Raw genomic sequence first — 16,131 nt, 5'->3', positions numbered from 1 at the left:
TTAGGCTGCAATAAAATATGAGAATCAGACGTAGAGCAAAAGAGGATGCCGATCTCGACATTACCTCTTTTATGAATCTGATGATTATTCTCGTGCCCGTTTTGTTGATGAGTATGGTGTTTTCACACATTACTGTACTGGATTTAAAACTGCCGGATCTAGCGCCCAATAGCGCGAATGATGATCCGCAGCAAAATGAGGCGTTAGAGGTGGTCATTCACCCAGACAAACTGGTTGTTAATTACCCTGCGGGAGCACCGTTAAAAACGGTTCTTCAAAAAGACGGTGAGCATGACTTTAAAATGCTATCTACCGTGCTGCAGGAAATTAAGCGCCAGTTAGCCGAAAAGGGTAAAGAAAAGCGCGACATTTTCATCCTGTCACAAAAAGATACGGATTACCAAACGATTGTCAGTACTATGGATACCGTTCGTTCTTATGAGGCAGTTGTTGTTGCTTCTGTGGTTGATGCTGAACTGTTTCCTGAAATATCGTTGGGCGATGCACCTATTGTAACGCCCGTTGAAGAGCGTCCGTACGATGCCATGCCAGATGCGGAGGTGATGCAATGAAGCAGTCCCTACGCGCACGAAGAATGGCACGCTTGCATCGCCGCCACAAAGGGCAGCCAAAGTTAAACCTAGTATCGTTAATGGATATCTTTACGATTCTGGTTTTTTTCTTGTTGGTTAACTCCTCTGATGTAGAAGTTTTACAAAACAATAAAGCAATTAAATTGCCAGACTCAGTCGCCGAGAAAAAACCAGACAACACGTTAGTTGTGATGGTAAGCCCTGACGATATTGTGATTTCTGGTCGCTCAATTGTTGATGTGAAATCTGTTTTGGCAGATGACGGCGAAGAAATTAAAGCGCTAAAAAAAGAGTTGGAGTACTTAGCTTCACGCAAACCGTACGCTAACGATAGCGAAGCGAAAAAGGGCCGCGATGTTACGATTATGGGGGACAACACCATCCCTTATACTTTGTTAAAACGCATTATGACCACTTGTGCGCAAACGGATTATCGCAATATTTCGCTTGCGGTAAGTAAAATTGCAAACTCTGCTGAAGCACCGGAGGCGCCATGAGTAATGCCAAACTCATACTAGCGCCAAATTTGGCTTTGCCTTGGTCTAGTGAGCTTGAAGATAATAAGCGCTACTGGAAGATCTTTTTAGGTCTGTTTATTCCGTTTATTGTGCTGGGTTATATCATTGCTCAAGTCGATTTGCCGGAAAAAACTCGCGAAGAACGCGCTAAATTACCGCCTCAATTGGCACGGGTTGTATTGGAAAAAAAGGAGCTGCCTAAGCCTCCTCCGCCAAAGCCTAAGCCAAAACCTGAGCCGAAAAAAGAAGAGCCCAAAAAGGAAGAACCTAAACCTAAGAAAGAAGAGCCTAAGCCAAAGCCTAAAAAGGAAGAGCCCAAGCCTAAAAAAGCGCCAGACCCTGTAAAACTGAAAAAGGCACAGGAAACGGCGAAAAAGAGTGGGGTACTTGCCTTTGCAGACGACTTGAGCGCTATGCGCGATACGCTTGATGTGAGTGATGTTAAAACGCAACAGGTGACCCGGGCGCAAGGAAAGGCTGCAGCGGTTAATCGAAACTTGATTAACAGCGGTGCCCAAACAATGAGTGGTGGGGTTAATACCGCTGCGCTAAGCACTGATACTGGCGGCGCGGCGCTTTCTGGCCGTGAGACAACAGCGGTTGATAGTAAGTTAACTGAAGTGAGTGCCGCTGCTGCTGAAGAGCGAGCCAGTGACGCTGAGGCGGTTAAAGGTACGCGCAGTAAAGTTGCCATGGCGCAAACAATCGATGCCAATAAGGCCAGTATTTTTGGTTTATACCAGCGTGCGTTGGATGAAGATCCCACCCTTGAGGGGAAAGTGGTCTTTGAGTTAGTGATTGAGCCGGCGGGTAATGTCTCTAGTGTTAAAATTATATCCAGTGATTTGGGTGATAAAAAGCTCGAGCGTAAGTTAAGTGCTAGGTTGCGCGGCATTAATTTTGGTGCCGATGATGTGCTTAAGACAACACTAAGGCATACGTTTAACTTCTTGCCCTATTAGGATCGTAAGTATAAAAGCCCGCCGGAGCAATCCGTGCGGGCTTTTTTGTGGCCGTACAATGGTGCGCCTTGTGATGAATATGAATAAACCCGACGTTAAAATAATCGATGTCTGTGATGCGCCTAAGCTTATTCCTATAGTGGCGCATTGGCACCATGCCGAGTGGGCGCACTTGAACCCAGGGCAAGCCTTGCCTGCTCGTATTAAGAAAATGTCGGCTTACCTTAAGGTTTCCACCAATGCACAGGGGACTGATTCTTTTACCCCCAAGCTATTTGTTGCGCTAAATGGCGAAGCTTTACCGGTGGGTACTGCCGCGCTAGATTTGCACGATATGGACAATCAACCGATGCTGTCGCCTTGGCTTGCAAGCGTATTTGTCTTGCCGGAATACCGTCAGCAAGGTATTGCGACGGCGCTGGTTAAATACGCGGTTAAGGTTGCCGTTGATGAAATGGGAATTAAGCGAATGCATTTGTTTACGCCGAATCATAGGCCGTTTTATGAACGCTTGGGGTGGGTCCATTCCCAGCGATTATCGTATTATGGCGAGCCTGTTGATTTGATGTATTACCAGTAGCGAAAACGTCAATGTGCGGTGTTTTTTTCTTGCCCGCAACGGCTACAGCGATATAGCGTTACAAGTTTTCCTTGTTTAACATCAAATTTCTTTTCTGTGACTACTTTCCATTTATGAAACCCATTTTTGCACAGAGTTTTGCCCTTGTGTTTATCGCTGGGTTTTGGCCGCTTAAACTCTAAAATATTACTCATGCGAGCTGAATAATTCGTCTGTTTTAGCCGCTAAAATAGCGTCAGTCAGATGGACGTTGTTAATTTTATGCGTCCACCACTGCACTGTGAGTTTACCCCATTCAATCATTATGCGCGGATGGTGGTTGTGCTTATCTGCAAGGGTGCCGATTGTATTGGCAAAGCGTAGCGCAGCAGTAAAGTCTTTAAACGCATAGTGGCGCACAAGCATAGGCTGGGGGTTGGATTTTTGGGGGTTGGATTGTAGTTCCCAGTCGGGCAGCTCTTGCAATGCTTGTGTTAATTCTGCGCCGGCTAAAGGTGTAGCACCTACTTGGCAGGCCTGACACTCTTGTTTTGCAAGGTTGCTCATATATACCTCTAAGTGCTGGCTTCGGCTTTAACTTGTGGGCGTTAAGCTCAAGTAAAGCCGTCTTGCCTGCTGGCTATATTATTTGATGGTGAGGGTTTGCTCGGCAATTTTAGCTTGCCAGATTTTGGGCCCCGTTTTATGTGCCGAATCGCCTGTGCTATCAACGGCAACGGTTACTGGCATATCTTTTACTTCAAACTCGTAAATAGCCTCCATGCCTAAATCATCAAAACCGACAACTTTAGCGTGGGTAATCGCCTTAGAGACCAAGTACGCTGCGCCGCCAACGGCCATTAAGTAAACCGCTTTGTTATCTTTGATGGCCTCAATGGCTGCATCACCGCGCTCGGCTTTGCCGACCATGCCCAGTAAGCCTGTTTTTTCGATTACGGTGCGGGTGAATTTGTCCATGCGAGTTGCGGTTGTGGGGCCTGCGGGGCCAACTACTTCTTCACGCACGGGGTCCACAGGACCTACGTAATAAATAAAGCGGCCCTTTAAATCTACCGGTAGCTCTTCGCCCTTGCTGATCATGTCGACCATGCGCTTATGGGCGGCATCACGGCCTGTTAGCAGTTTACCGTTAAGTAATACGGTTTCTCCGCTTTTCCATGTTTGCACATCGGCGGGTGTTACCGCGTCTAAATTAACGCGGCGCACAGTGTCGCCAACTTCCCAACTTATTTCGGGCCAATCTTCTAATGCTGGTGGGGTTTGGCTGGCAGGGCCGCTGCCATTCAAAACAAAATGGGTGTGCCGAGTTGCTGCGCAGTTAGGGATTAAAGCAATCGCTTTGTTGGCTGCGTGAGTGGGGTAGTCTTTAACCTTGATGTCTAGCACGGTGGTAAGGCCGCCTAAACCCTGAGCGCCAATACCGAGTTGATTAATCTTGTCGTATAGCTCAATACGCAATTCTTCAGAGCGAGTTTCGGCGCCTTTATCAATAAGCTCTTGAATGTTGATGGGCTCCAGGAGGGACTCTTTTGCGAGCAGCATGGCTTTTTCGGCGGTACCGCCAATACCTATGCCAAGCATGCCCGGTGGGCACCAGCCCGCGCCCATTTGCGGTACGGTTTTTAATACCCAGTCAACAATGGAATCCGAGGGGTTAAGCATGGCAAATTTAGACTTTGCCTCAGAGCCACCACCTTTAGCGGCCACGTGAATGTCTATAGTGTCCCCTGGGACTATTTTGTAATGAATAATGGCAGGGGTATTGTCGCCGGTGTTTTTTCTGGCGCCATCAGGGTCGGCAAGAATACTTGCACGCAACACATTGTCTGGGTGTTGGTAAGCCTCGCTCACGCCTTGGTTTAGCATGTCTTCGAGCGCCATATCGCCCTCTATCGTCACATTCATGCCAACTTCTACGAAGATGGTCACAATGCCTGTATCTTGGCAAATGGGGCGGTGCCCCTGCGCGCACATGCGGGAGTTAATTAAAATTTGGGCGATGGCGTCTTTGGCGGCTTGGCTTTGCTCTTTTTGGTAGGCCGCGTGCATGGCATCGATAAAGTCTTTGGGGTGGTAATAAGAGATATATTGCAATGCATCGGCTACGCTGGCGATGATGTCTTCTTGCTTAATCACTGTACGCATGTGTTGTCTCGTGTCGGCAGAATTGGGCGTGTAACGCGTAATTCTACACACTCAACGTTCGCGACTAAAGGCAGTTAAGGCAAAAGCGGGTTAAGTTATTGGCAGTTGCTAATATTTATAGGCGGTATTCAGGTAAAAGCTTTTAACGCATTGCCTTGACCTGCGACCTTAGAGTTGGCAAAGTGCGGCTTTACTGTAATTACATACAGGTTTTTAATGGCGCTTATTTTAGGAATTGACCCAGGCTCGCGTAAAACGGGTTACGGTATTATTGATTACCTTAATGGTAAACCTTGCTATGTCACCAGTGGGGTCATTCGCATTCAAGCAGAGCTTGCCTTACCTGAACGCCTTAAGGTGATTTTCGATAGTGTTGTTGAAATTATCGAGCACTATCAGCCGCAGGAGTTCGCAATCGAGCAAGTTTTTATGGCCTCCAACGCCAGTTCAGCATTAAAGCTCGGGCAGGCTCGTGGCGCGGCTATAGTAGCCGCTTGTTTTCATGATTTGCCGGTATCAGAGTACGAGGCGCGCAAGGTCAAACAGGCGGTTGTTGGCACTGGCGCGGCCGATAAAACTCAGGTGCAGCATATGATTAAGTCGCTCCTGAAACTGGAGGGAACGCCGCAAGAAGATGCCGCCGATGCATTAGCTGTAGCGTTGTGCCATGCAAATACACAGCATTATTTAGTGCGTACCGCCGGTGCGCGTCAATTTCGAAGGGGGCGATTAGTATGATTGGGCGTTTAAAAGGGGAAGTGCTCGAAAAGCAGCCACCAATGATATTGTTGGATGTTATGGGGGTTGGCTACGAAGTACTTGCGCCGATGAGTACATTTTATAACCTGCCTGAAACGGGTGTGGCAGTTTTGCATACACATTTGTCTATTAGCGAAAATGCCCATCAGCTGTTTGGCTTTTCTAGCCAGCAAGAGCGCAGTTTATTTCGCCAGCTGATCAAAGTAAGCGGGGTTGGGCCTAAAATGGGCTTGGCAGTTTTATCGAGCATGGAGCCCAACGAAGTCGTTGCTGCAATCCTTAACGATAACGTCACGGCACTCACAAAAATTCCCGGTGTAGGCAAAAAAACTGCAGAGCGCTTGGTGATTGAAATGCGAGACCGCGTCAAAGATTGGCAGTTGCCCGCAGGCGCTGCTGGAGACAATAACGAGGCTGTAGCCGCGAATGGCGATATACTGGCTGAGGCAGAAAGCGCAATGATTGCGCTGGGCTATAAACCGGCAGAAGCCACTAAAGCCATTGCCCGCGTACTTAAAACTAACGAGGTTACACGCAGTGAAGAATTGATTCGCTTAGCGTTGCGCAGTATGTTGCCTGGGGCTTAGCCCGCCTTGCGATGTCATTTGGTTTGCTGCATGGCTTAGGTCTAGCGGCGCCTTTTATTAATTAAGAAGTAAAACTTGCATGATAGAACCCGACAACCTGAAACCGGTAGCGCAAGAGCGTATTATCCAGCCGGCCGCGCAGGGCAAAGAAGAGCAGGTTGATCGCGCTATTCGCCCTAAAATGCTGGCTGATTATATTGGTCAGCCGCATGTGCGCGAGCAAATGGAAATATTTATTGGTGCGGCTAAGGCACGGGCCGAGGCGTTGGATCACTGTTTGATTTTTGGTCCGCCAGGTTTAGGTAAAACTACATTGGCTAATATTATTGCCAATGAAATGGGCGTTTCCCTCAAAAGCACCTCTGGCCCCGTGCTGGAAAAAGCCGGTGATTTAGCTGCGATAATGACCAACCTCGATGCGGGCGATGTACTGTTTATTGATGAAATTCATCGTCTTAGCCCTATGATTGAGGAGGTGCTTTACCCCGCAATGGAAGATTACCAGTTGGACATTATGATTGGTGAAGGCCCTGCAGCGCGCTCGATTAAATTAGATTTGCCGCCATTTACACTCATTGGTGCAACGACGCGCGCGGGCTTGCTAACCTCGCCGCTGCGCGATCGCTTTGGGATTGTCCAGCGCTTAGAATTTTACAGCTTGGCCGATCTTACTCATATTGTGACTCGCTCAGCCAGTTTGATGGGCGTTGGCATTGAAGCGCTAGGGGCGGAGGAGGTTGCCCGTCGTGCTCGAGGGACCCCGCGAATAGCCAATCGCCTGTTACGCCGCGTGCGTGATTATGCGGAGGTTAAAGCCGATGGTGTTGTGACGGCCGATGTTGCTGATAAGGCACTTAATATGCTGAATGTCGATGCGCTGGGTTTCGACCATATGGATCGCCGCTTGTTAATGGCACTGGTTGATAAGTTTGGCGGTGGTCCCGTTGGAGTGGATAGCCTTGCAGCCGCAATCAGTGAAGAGCGAGACACCATTGAGGATGTTCTAGAGCCTTATTTGATTCAGCAAGGCTACCTAATGCGTACGCCGCGTGGTCGAGTGGCCACGCAAAAAGTATACGATCATTTCGGATTGACGGCTCCGGCCAGCATGAAGCAAGATGCTTTGCCTGGCTTAGAGGGCTAAATAAGTTTTGTGGAATTTTTAATGGCTCTTGCGTTCAGAGTGGGACAATCTATAGTGCTCACATTGTTTGCCAATACTCTATCATCTTGCTAACTACTGGGTTTACGAAACATTTTATGACTCCAAGCGAATCTCTTTCTATTTTTGACCTGGTGGCCGATGCTGGCCCTGTGGTTATGTTGGTTATGTTTGTACTTTTTGCCGCCTCAGTTGTTTCGTGGGTAATGATTGTTCAGCGCTTTGTTTACCACTCGCGTGCTAGTGCCAGTTTTTCTCGTTTTGAAAAAAGCTTTTGGTCGGGAGGCGACTTAGCTCAGCTTTATCGTCAGGGCAATAGTCAAAACGCTCAAGGTATAGAGGCGATTTTTCGCGCGGGCTTTAAAGAGTTTTCTAGGCTTAGTCAGCAGAAAAATACCGCTGCAGTGATGGAAGGTACACAGCGTGCTATGCGAGTTGCCTTAATGCGGGAGCAAGAAAAGCTCGAATTGCATTTACCTTTTTTAGCCAGCGTAGCTTCGGTTAGTCCTTATATCGGCCTGTTTGGTACGGTGTGGGGTATTTTGAATTCATTTCGTGGCTTGGCAAACCAGCATCAAGCGACTTTAGCAACGGTTGCGCCAGGTATTTCCGAAGCGTTAGTAGCTACTGCAATGGGATTGTTTGCGGCTATCCCTGCGGTTTTGGCCTATAACCGTTTTGTAGCACGGGCCGAAAGTTTGGGTGCCAACTATCATACCTTTACAGAAGAGTTCTCCTCTATTTTGCATCGCCAAGTCCACGCTGAATAAACCACAGTGAATACTATGTTGCCTGCTAAAAAGCGAAAACCACTGGCTGAAATTAACGTGGTGCCTTATATCGATGTCATGCTTGTCTTGTTGGTGATCTTTATGGTTACTGCACCGTTATTGATGCAGGGTGTTCAAGTTGAGTTGCCACAGGCGCCTTCAAGCCCGCTAGATAATAAAGACGAAGAGCCACTAATCGTATCGATTAAAACTGATGGCTCTTATTACATCAATTTGGGCGAGAAGGGTGATCAGCAAAAGCCTTTAGCGGATATTATTGATCAAGTTGCCAAAATTCTCCGGCAAAAGCCGCAAACACCCGTACTGGTGTGGGGCGATAAAAAAATTGAATACGGTCTGGTTGTTAACCTTATGAGCGAATTGCAAGGTGCTGGCGCGCCGAGCGTGGGCTTGGTGACGGAGCCTGGTTCAAATAAAAAATGATTCGATTGCTTCGGGAATACACCGTACCTCTTTTTGCTAGTGCCTGTTTGCATGGTATTTTGGTGTGGGCTGTTATTCACGTTTGGCAGCCGCAAAAAGAGGAGCCCAACTTTAAGCGTCCTGAATTTGTTAAGGCTACGCTTGTTGAGCTTAAAACTAAGGCGCCTGAAAAAAAGATCGCTGGAAGTAAAGTGAATAAAGTGGACTTAACCGCGGACAAAAAAAAGAATGCCAGCGCCGAGAAAAAACGTAAGCAACAAGAGGCCGCAGCCAAAAAAGCTAAAGCTTTGAAAGAAAAAAAGGCGGCAGATGCAAAAGCTAAAGCCGCTAAGGAGCGGGCAGCATTAAAGGAAAAAGAAAAACGCGAAAAAGCAGCGGCAAAAAAACGCGCCAAAGAAGAAGCGCGTAAACGTCAGCAAGAAGCCATCGATAAAGCATTGCGTGAAGAAGAAATGATGTTAGCTGAGCAGGCCGAGGCCCAAACAGTAAACTCGTTTAAAGCCATTATTATGGAGCGCATTGCGCAAAAGTGGAGCCGGCCTCCATCGGCAAGAAAGGGTATGCGTTGCGAACTGGTGATTCAATTAGTGCCGACCGGTAAAATTATTACTGTCAATATTGTTAAAGGCAGCGGTAATGACGCCTTTGATCGCTCGGCTGAGCAAGCAGTGCGTGCCGTTGACCAAATCCCTGAATTGCAAAAAATGGATATTGCCGTTTTTGAGCGCAATTTTAGAACCATTAATCTTTTATTTAATCCTGAGGATCGTCGCCTGTGATTTGTCGCATTGTACTAGCGCTGTTGTTTGTTATTACGACAATGAACGTCCACGCTAGTTTATTTATTGAAATTAACCGCGGGAATGATAATCCTGCCCCAATTGCTGTTGTGCCTTTTGGTCAAACACGGGGCTTGCCCGAAAATATTCAGGCTATAGTTGCGGCAGATTTAGAGCGCAGCGGCTTTTTTAAGCCAATTCCAATAACGGATATGTTGGCAATGCCCACATCGCGCAGCGAGGTCGTGTTTAGAGACTGGCGTATGCTGGGCGCTAATTTTTTGGTGATCGGTAAATTAGTTACCGAAGGCGAAGGCTACGCACTGCGTTATGAACTATACGACGTGTTGGCGCAAAAAAATATTCATACGGCTACGGTTAAGGCTGGAGTCAACGGCTTGCGCGATATCGCTCACGCAATAAGCGATGCCGTGTACGAGAAGGTTACAGGCATCCGCGGTATTTTTTCGACCAAAATGCTCTACGTGCAAGATTTGCGCAAACCCAGTGCTAGCCGTTATCGCTTAGTTTATGCCGATGTCGATGGCGCAAGGGCGCGGACCTTACAGGCCAGCTCAGAGCCTATTTTGTCGCCAACATGGTCGCCCGACGGTAAGCGCATTGCTTATGTGTCATTCGAAACCTCTAGGCCAGCCATCTATATTATGGAGTTGGCAACGGGGCGCAAAACTCAGATGACGAGCTTTCGCGGGCTAAACGGCGCTCCTGCGTTTTCGCCAGATGGTACGCAATTAGCCATGGTGCTGTCTAAAGATGGTACGCCTGATATTTATGTGATGAATATTGCTAATAAGCGTTTGCAACGAATTACAAACGACCACTATATCGACACAGAACCGAATTGGTCTGTGGACGGTTCTGGTGTAATCTTCACATCTAATCGCGGCGGCAGCCCACAAATTTACCAAGTGAACTTGAAAAGTGGCCGTCCAGAGCGCTTAACCTTCGAAGGCGACTACAATGCGCGCCCGCGTGTTAGCCCCGATGGTAAAAGCCTTGTCATGGTTCATCGTCAAAATGGTGTGTTCCATATTGCATCACAAGATATTGCATCGGGTAATATGCGCATTTTGACCGAAACTTGGCTCGATGAATCGCCAAGTATTGCACCCAACGGCGCAATGTTGTTGTATGCTACGCAACACAACAAAAAGGGCGTACTTGGCGCGGTCTCTATGGATGCTGGCGTTAAATTCCGCTTACCGTCTAGTAAGGGGGATGTGAGAGAACCGGCTTGGGCACCGTATTTTTAAGTTGCTGTTTGTTTTTTGAACATTTTAAGTTTTATAAATACCATTTGGGAGTAAATCCATGAAAAAAATGTATTCCGCTATCGCATTTGCTGCTGCATTCGGTTTAATGACAGGTTGTTCGTCAAATAAGCCTACTGAAACTGTTGCTCCAGAAGTGGTAGAGCCAGTAGAAACTGAAACCGTAGAGCAAGTGATTGAAGAGCCAGTAGTTATCGACACTACTTTCTACTTCGAATTTGATTCTTCTGATTTAACCACTGCCGCACGTGCTGCATTAATGCTTCACGCAGAACAGTTGTCTGCTAGCCCACGTTCAGTGCGATTGGAAGGTCATGCTGACGAGCGCGGCAGCCGTGAGTACAACATGGCTTTGGGTGAGCGTCGTGCCAATGCCGTTCGTGATTACCTAGTTCTTCAAGGTGTAGATGCTGCTTCTATCGAAACAGTAAGCTACGGTGAAGAAAGCCCTGCTGAAATGGGTTCTGGCGAAATGTCATGGTCTAAAAACCGTCGCGTTGAACTTAAATAAGTTTTAACTTATGCATAAGTTTAATGCTGTAACTGCCGCCTTTATGGCGGCAGTTTCATTTTCAGTTATCCCTCCTGCAAACGCTCAGGTCGAAGTGGTTGATCTTGATGTACCGTCAACGCGGTTTCCGTCAGATCAAAACGCCAACGGTGTTAATGCCAGCGACGGAGGTTATTCTCCTCGTGGGGCTAAACCTTCACCGGCGAGCATGACGGAATTTTATTTTCAATTGCAAACACTGCAGCAAGAAGTGCAAACACTGCGCGGCCTTGTGGAAGAGCAAAGTTACCAATTGAAAAAGCTCAAACAGCAACGCCTTGACGATTATTTGGATTTGGATCGTCGCGTTAGTGGCCTAAGTCAGGCTACCAGTGGTAGTTTTGCTAAGCCTGTAGCCAGTGGTACTAGCAACACCGGTGCAGCTAATACTGCTTCGCAACCGAGCAGTTTATCGCAAACTCAAGGTTCCGGCGGTAATGCTGAAGACGAGCTAGCCTTGTACCGTGCAGGTATTGATGCCGTTTTAAAACAGCGTGATTACGATAAAGGCATAGAGTCCTTTGATGCGTACTTGCGGGATTACCCCAGCGGTGTGTATGCCGCAAATGCCAAATATTGGTTGGGCCAGGTGTATTTGCAGCGCGAAGATTTAGATAGCGCAGAGCAGTGGTTTAACACTTTGGTGCAAGAGCATCCCAATCATCAAAAAACGCCCGAGGCTAAATTTAAGTTAGCGAAAGTGCTATTTTTACAAGGCGATTTAGATGAGGCGCAAGCACAACTGCAAGCGGTTGTCTCTTCTGGTTCTTCGGCAGCAAAATTGGCGCAAGACTTTCTCGATAAAAATTACTAACTGTTATTGTATAAGTATCAATCTTTCGAATATGAATGCTATCAGCAGGAGAATTTTATGGACCCACAGCTAAAGAAGAATCTATCGAGCGCGGAATACTGGTTTCGCGCACTCTATGTTGTCTTTTTTTTGGTCTGTGCAGAAATTGCAGGCACCCTAATTTTATTGATTGCTTTGGCGCAAATTATATTCACGCTAATTACGGGCCACGCTAACGCTCGTTTAGTGCGTTTTGGTGCTAGCCTAGCGAAGTATTTATTTGCCATATTTAATTTTGCTACCTGTAAATCGGAAGTTAAGCCTTTCCCTTTTAGCGATTGGCCAGAGGTTGATGCTGAAACACCTGTTGAGCAGGCTGTCGTAGAAGATGTGGAAGAAGATGTTGTAGAAGACAAGCCTACCGCAGTTGTGGTCGAACCTGAGGCACCAGCTGCTGAAGCTGATGTGCAACCTGAGACTAAAGCAACTGCATCGCAAGAGCCTGATGTGAAAGATGGTAAAGCCACACAGGACGCGTAATGGAGTTGTTTCTTTTACGGCATGGCCATGCCAATGCTTATGCGCAAAGCGATGCACAGCGTGAATTGTCTGATCGCGGTCGCGAAGAAGTTCGAAGTACTATAATTGCTGCCCAAGCTGCGCTGGCATCGCTAGATGCCGTTTGGGTGAGCCCTTATCTGCGCGCGCAGCAAACTTGGCATGAGGCCAGTGCGCTATTGCAAGATGGCAACCCCGTTGTTACCACAGATCCGACAATTGCGCCTGACGGGCAAGTCGCTAGCGTTATTACTCAGTTGGAACGCAGCGGTGCTTCGCGTTTGCTTTTAGTGACTCATCAGCCATTTGTGGGCGATTTATTAGAAACATTATGCGGCTGCGAATCGGGTCGTTACTTTATGGGCACCGCTAATTTAGCCTGTATTTCTTTACCCTTGGTAGCTAGCGGGTTAGGTGAGCTCCAGTGGCTTAAGCAACCCAACCTGTAAGGCATGAATTCAAATAGCCCGTCACTGAATCAAACTCCTACCGAGTGCTCTTACGATGTTGCAGGTCTAGTGCTAAAAGCGCGCCTGTGGTCTTCTTCGCGAGGTGAGTCAATATCACATCGAACCCCGCGCAGGAGAATTATTGCGTTGCATGGCTGGTTAGATAATTGTGCTAGCTTCGACGGTATAGCTGCGAATGTCGATGCCGATATATTATGCTTGGATCTTGCAGGTCACGGTTTATCTGGCGGTCGCCAACATTTGGGGGCGTACAACGTTTGGTTGGATTTACCGGAAATATTAGCCATAGCTGACCAATTGGGCTGGCAAACATTTGAGCTTCTTGGGCATTCGCGCGGTGCTGCCATTGCGTTTTTATTGGCGGCGACGTTTCCAAAGCGGGTTGAGCGGCTTGTTTGCTTAGATGGTATTTTCCCGCTAATGGGAACCGCAGAAAAAGCCCCCGAGCAATTATTTCACTCGATTAATACCGTGAGGAAGCAGCGCCTACGACCGGTACATTATTACCCTACATTTGAAGCTGCAGTCGCCGCTAGGCAAAAGGGAATGTTTCCTTTATCGCCTGACGATGCCATCGCTTTTGCAAACCGCGCCGTATCAAAAAGTGCGAACGGTTATGCTTGGCAATACGACCCTAAAGTAAGTGCGCCCTCAGAGCTGCGTTTAACTATGGCGCAACTTAGCGCGTTTGCGGATGCCATAGTGTGCCCACTTACGTTGTTTATAGCGGATAAAGGCATTCTTAGTGGTGATGAGCAATTATTAACTTTTTTAAATAAATACCCTGCATGGGAAAAACGATATTTGGTGGGTGACCACCATTGTCATATGAGTGCGCAAGCTAATGCTATTGCGCAGTGGCTGAATGATATCGACGGGATAGAAATATAATGATTTTACGATTGATCGCGATTGTGGCGGCACTTACGGTTGTTAACGCACCAACTACGGCTGATGAAGCACAAGGGGCAATTAAATCAATTATTCCAGCTAAACACCGCTTGGTGTTTAATCAGCACAAAGCGGATGCCCAAATGCAGTGGGTGCTTTCCTCTATAAAAAAAATAAATGGCCGTTGGCGTTATGAAGAAAGTGGAAAAACCACCGGGGTACTACTAACGCAAACTTATGAGTTCGATCAGCTAGACCGCCAAGAATTAACCGAAAAAATGGAAGCGCTAGCAGTGCAAAAGCAGTGGAAGGCAGTGTTCGATTGTGAGGGCATGGCTTGCGGTAGAAGCTATGGCTGGAGCGAAATTTTTAACAATAAAGCTTTGCACGGTATTGATAGTAGCCAACGATACTGGGTGTGGAAAACGCCAGGTGCTTGGTATAGCGCGTTTATTGTGGAGCGAGGAAATCGCAGGGTTTACTTGCAGTGGCTGGAGCTGGCTTTAACCGAAAATACCTCTTTGGGTGTGGTGGCCAAAAATAGTTTAATTGCTTGGAATAACCAAGGCTTTGCCGTTTTACCAACGCAGCCGTCAACCGTCGGCTCCAACAGCTTGCCGCTTGAAATTACGCCTAGCGATATATTGTTAGTTAAAAGTTGGTTGGCAGCACAGCCCCACCGCAACTATGCCGTAGTAGGGCACAATCAGCAGTTGCCACATATTATTTCCCAGCAAGAGTCTCAATCGTTAAGCGGTGCACAAGCTTTAACTATTGAGTTAAGAAAAACCTTAAAAGATTACTCCTTTAAGGTTTACGGTCTTGGACCTATCGCTCCTAGAGACGATAGGTCAGCCAGGGTAGAAATTGTTCCTTTATATTCAGAGTAATTAACTTTTTATGAAATGGGCACTGTGTTGCGGCCTAATGCTGTAGGTAGGCCCATTTCTTGTCGTAGAGTGTCGATCAGGTCACCATGATTTCTGCCATTAAAGCGGTGATAGCGGCCATGTTTCCAATTGCCGAAATGCCCACCGACCATCAGTGCAATATCGGTTTGTTTATGGTTGTCTCCGTTGCCAACGCCTGAGCCAAATAGCACCGCAGTGCCGTCTAGTAAGGTGCCAGCGCCGTGCGAAATATCTTTCATTTCTCGCATAAAGTTTGCACATAGCTCGGCGTGGAAGGTATCAATCTTTGCCCAATCGTTATAGCGCCCAGCGCGGTTGTGGCTAATAGAATTATGGAAATGAGTGCCTATGCCTATATCTCTGTATTCACAACCCGCAGCTTCGCCGCCGGCGCAATAGGTAATGGCATGCGTTAGCCCGCATTCAAAAGCTTGCGCAGTAATTTTGGCTGCAATGCGCGCATGGTCGCCAATTGAAACGTTCAAGCTGCCGTTGTTAGGGTTAGGGATGCTGGCGATATTTGGTTTGGGGCACGCTTGCGGGTTGTCGCTGTTGTTTTCTAAGGCGATTAAACTTTGCTCTAAATTATTTAATCGGTCGAAATAATCTTCGAGGCGAGCGCGGTCGTCTGCACCGAGCTGGTTGGCAAGGCGCGCACGGTCTTCTTTTATATCATCCAAAATACTTAATTTCATTTGGCTGCGGCGGTCAAGGCCTGTGCCTGGCGCGGCATCGGCGCCAGCATAAAGCTTGTCGAATTCGTCTTTTAATGCTGAGCGCAGTGGCAATAAACGATTATTGGCGCCCCAGTTAAGGGCGTTTTTTAGTGGGTTGTAATAGCGGTTGTTGTTGGGTTTATCGAGCTGTGAATTACCCGCGAGTTGTAAAGAGTGCACTTTGCTTCGGGCGATAGCGTTATGTGCTTGGGCAACCTCTTGATCTAACGATGGCCGGTGGGTTTGGCTTTCGTCACTTTTAATACCCACCCCGGTTAACCAGCTGGAAATAGCAATCATATGGGTGTTGCCATTGCTACCTTCTTTATCGCAAGCGTTGTCCATACCTCGGTAAAGGCTAATATCATTTTTTAGCCCAAGGCGGTCAAACTCGCGTAGCGAGCAATTACTTAAATCAAAATTGGTTTTTGTACCGTCTTCGGGGTACCACTTTTCTTCGATAATGCCGTTAGGGACGTACATAGCAAAAAAGCGTGGGAATGCGCCGGGTGCATCGGCAAAAGCACTTTGGGAATTAAACATGCCTTCGAGTAGAGGTAAGCCTACAGCAGTGCTAATGCCTGTAGTCGTGCTGCGTAAAAAGGTACGGCGGTTTAATATAAATTTCATTATTTGGCTCCAGTATCGACA

Annotated in this window: 21 protein-coding genes; 17 read left to right on the top strand and 4 right to left on the bottom strand. The window is 47.5% G+C overall.

Going from position 1 to position 16,131, the window contains the following annotated elements; translation table 11 throughout:
* The first annotated feature begins 17 nt into the window (after positions 1-17).
* The 4 genes from MARGE09_RS17130 (at position 18) to MARGE09_RS17115 (ending at position 2,653) form a co-directional block, all read left to right on the top strand.
* Positions 18-572: an ExbD/TolR family protein gene (locus MARGE09_RS17130; protein WP_236984015.1), complete on the top strand. Its 555-nt coding sequence runs from the start codon at positions 18-20 to the stop codon at positions 570-572.
* Positions 569-1,090 (top strand): ExbD/TolR family protein, encoded by a 522-nt coding sequence (locus tag MARGE09_RS17125; protein ID WP_236984013.1) that lies wholly within the window; start codon positions 569-571, stop codon positions 1,088-1,090. The genes MARGE09_RS17130 and MARGE09_RS17125 overlap by 4 nt, the downstream gene beginning before the upstream one ends.
* Entirely contained in the window at positions 1,087-2,073 is a 987-nt protein-coding gene (locus MARGE09_RS17120; RefSeq protein ID WP_236984010.1) for an AgmX/PglI C-terminal domain-containing protein, read from the top strand. Before MARGE09_RS17125 ends, MARGE09_RS17120 begins: the two co-directional genes overlap by 4 nt.
* Before the next feature lie 73 nt (positions 2,074-2,146).
* The gene (locus MARGE09_RS17115) at positions 2,147-2,653 is read left to right on the top strand and encodes a GNAT family N-acetyltransferase (RefSeq protein WP_236984008.1); all 507 of its coding nucleotides are present in this window, start codon (positions 2,147-2,149) and stop codon (positions 2,651-2,653) included.
* An 8-nt stretch (positions 2,654-2,661) separates the two neighbouring features.
* On the opposite strand, the gene MARGE09_RS17110 is transcribed toward MARGE09_RS17115, so the two are convergent.
* The 3 genes from MARGE09_RS17110 to MARGE09_RS17100 form a co-directional block, all read right to left on the bottom strand.
* On the bottom strand, positions 2,662-2,847 hold the full coding sequence (locus MARGE09_RS17110) for a hypothetical protein (RefSeq protein ID WP_236984006.1): 186 nt from the start codon (positions 2,845-2,847) through the stop codon (positions 2,662-2,664).
* Positions 2,840-3,199, bottom strand: coding sequence for a 4a-hydroxytetrahydrobiopterin dehydratase (locus MARGE09_RS17105; protein ID WP_236984004.1), 360 nt, complete (start codon positions 3,197-3,199; stop codon positions 2,840-2,842). The genes MARGE09_RS17110 and MARGE09_RS17105 overlap by 8 nt, the downstream gene beginning before the upstream one ends.
* Before the next feature lie 78 nt (positions 3,200-3,277).
* On the bottom strand, positions 3,278-4,798 hold the full coding sequence (locus MARGE09_RS17100; protein WP_236984002.1) for a fumarate hydratase: 1,521 nt from the start codon (positions 4,796-4,798) through the stop codon (positions 3,278-3,280).
* A 216-nt stretch (positions 4,799-5,014) separates the two neighbouring features.
* Here MARGE09_RS17100 and ruvC point away from each other — a divergent pair, with 216 nt between their 5' ends.
* The 13 genes from ruvC (at position 5,015) to MARGE09_RS17035 (ending at position 14,743) form a co-directional block, all read left to right on the top strand.
* The gene (gene ruvC, locus MARGE09_RS17095) at positions 5,015-5,536 is read left to right on the top strand and encodes a crossover junction endodeoxyribonuclease RuvC (RefSeq protein ID WP_236984000.1); all 522 of its coding nucleotides are present in this window, start codon (positions 5,015-5,017) and stop codon (positions 5,534-5,536) included.
* Complete coding sequence (ruvA, locus tag MARGE09_RS17090; protein WP_236983998.1) at positions 5,533-6,144, top strand: Holliday junction branch migration protein RuvA; 612 nt, start codon at positions 5,533-5,535, stop codon at positions 6,142-6,144. The genes ruvC and ruvA overlap by 4 nt, the downstream gene beginning before the upstream one ends.
* Positions 6,145-6,223: 79 nt before the next feature.
* The gene (gene ruvB / locus MARGE09_RS17085; protein ID WP_236983996.1) at positions 6,224-7,288 is read left to right on the top strand and encodes a Holliday junction branch migration DNA helicase RuvB; all 1,065 of its coding nucleotides are present in this window, start codon (positions 6,224-6,226) and stop codon (positions 7,286-7,288) included.
* A gap of 116 nt (positions 7,289-7,404) precedes the next feature.
* Positions 7,405-8,076 carry a protein TolQ gene (gene tolQ, locus MARGE09_RS17080; protein WP_236983994.1) on the top strand — a complete coding sequence of 224 codons (672 nt, stop codon included), beginning with the start codon at positions 7,405-7,407 and terminating at the stop codon, positions 8,074-8,076.
* Between the two features lie 15 nt (positions 8,077-8,091).
* The gene (tolR, locus tag MARGE09_RS17075; RefSeq protein ID WP_420828073.1) at positions 8,092-8,520 is read left to right on the top strand and encodes a protein TolR; all 429 of its coding nucleotides are present in this window, start codon (positions 8,092-8,094) and stop codon (positions 8,518-8,520) included.
* The gene (tolA, locus tag MARGE09_RS17070) at positions 8,517-9,299 is read left to right on the top strand and encodes a cell envelope integrity protein TolA (protein WP_236983992.1); all 783 of its coding nucleotides are present in this window, start codon (positions 8,517-8,519) and stop codon (positions 9,297-9,299) included. The genes tolR and tolA overlap by 4 nt, the downstream gene beginning before the upstream one ends.
* A complete protein-coding gene (gene tolB, locus MARGE09_RS17065; RefSeq protein WP_236983990.1) occupies positions 9,296-10,573 on the top strand; it encodes a Tol-Pal system beta propeller repeat protein TolB in 1,278 nt (425 codons plus the stop codon). Before tolA ends, tolB begins: the two co-directional genes overlap by 4 nt.
* A 58-nt stretch (positions 10,574-10,631) precedes the next feature.
* Positions 10,632-11,102 (top strand): peptidoglycan-associated lipoprotein Pal, encoded by a 471-nt coding sequence (gene pal / locus MARGE09_RS17060; RefSeq protein ID WP_236983988.1) that lies wholly within the window; start codon positions 10,632-10,634, stop codon positions 11,100-11,102.
* Between the two features lie 10 nt (positions 11,103-11,112).
* Positions 11,113-11,955 carry a tol-pal system protein YbgF gene (gene ybgF, locus MARGE09_RS17055; protein ID WP_236983986.1) on the top strand — a complete coding sequence of 281 codons (843 nt, stop codon included), beginning with the start codon at positions 11,113-11,115 and terminating at the stop codon, positions 11,953-11,955.
* 57 nt (positions 11,956-12,012) lie between these two features.
* Entirely contained in the window at positions 12,013-12,474 is a 462-nt protein-coding gene (locus tag MARGE09_RS17050) for a DUF4389 domain-containing protein (RefSeq protein WP_236983984.1), read from the top strand.
* Positions 12,474-12,941 (top strand): phosphohistidine phosphatase SixA, encoded by a 468-nt coding sequence (sixA, locus tag MARGE09_RS17045; RefSeq protein WP_236983982.1) that lies wholly within the window; start codon positions 12,474-12,476, stop codon positions 12,939-12,941. The genes MARGE09_RS17050 and sixA overlap by 1 nt, the downstream gene beginning before the upstream one ends.
* Before the next feature lie 3 nt (positions 12,942-12,944).
* Positions 12,945-13,853, top strand: a complete 909-nt coding sequence (locus MARGE09_RS17040) for an alpha/beta fold hydrolase (protein ID WP_236983980.1) — start codon at positions 12,945-12,947, stop codon at positions 13,851-13,853.
* Complete coding sequence (locus MARGE09_RS17035) at positions 13,853-14,743, top strand: DUF4892 domain-containing protein (RefSeq protein ID WP_236983978.1); 891 nt, start codon at positions 13,853-13,855, stop codon at positions 14,741-14,743. The genes MARGE09_RS17040 and MARGE09_RS17035 overlap by 1 nt, the downstream gene beginning before the upstream one ends.
* 8 nt (positions 14,744-14,751) lie before the next feature.
* Here MARGE09_RS17035 and MARGE09_RS17030 read toward each other — a convergent pair whose 3' ends face one another.
* Complete coding sequence (locus MARGE09_RS17030; protein ID WP_236983976.1) at positions 14,752-16,110, bottom strand: DUF1552 domain-containing protein; 1,359 nt, start codon at positions 16,108-16,110, stop codon at positions 14,752-14,754.
* Between the last annotated feature and the right edge of the window lie 21 nt (positions 16,111-16,131).

The organism is Marinagarivorans cellulosilyticus (assembly GCF_021655555.1).
Lineage (GTDB): Bacteria > Pseudomonadota > Gammaproteobacteria > Pseudomonadales > Cellvibrionaceae > Marinagarivorans > Marinagarivorans cellulosilyticus.
The sequence above is the reverse complement of the archived record's forward strand: the minus strand, read 5'-3'. Positions and strand labels throughout refer to the sequence as shown.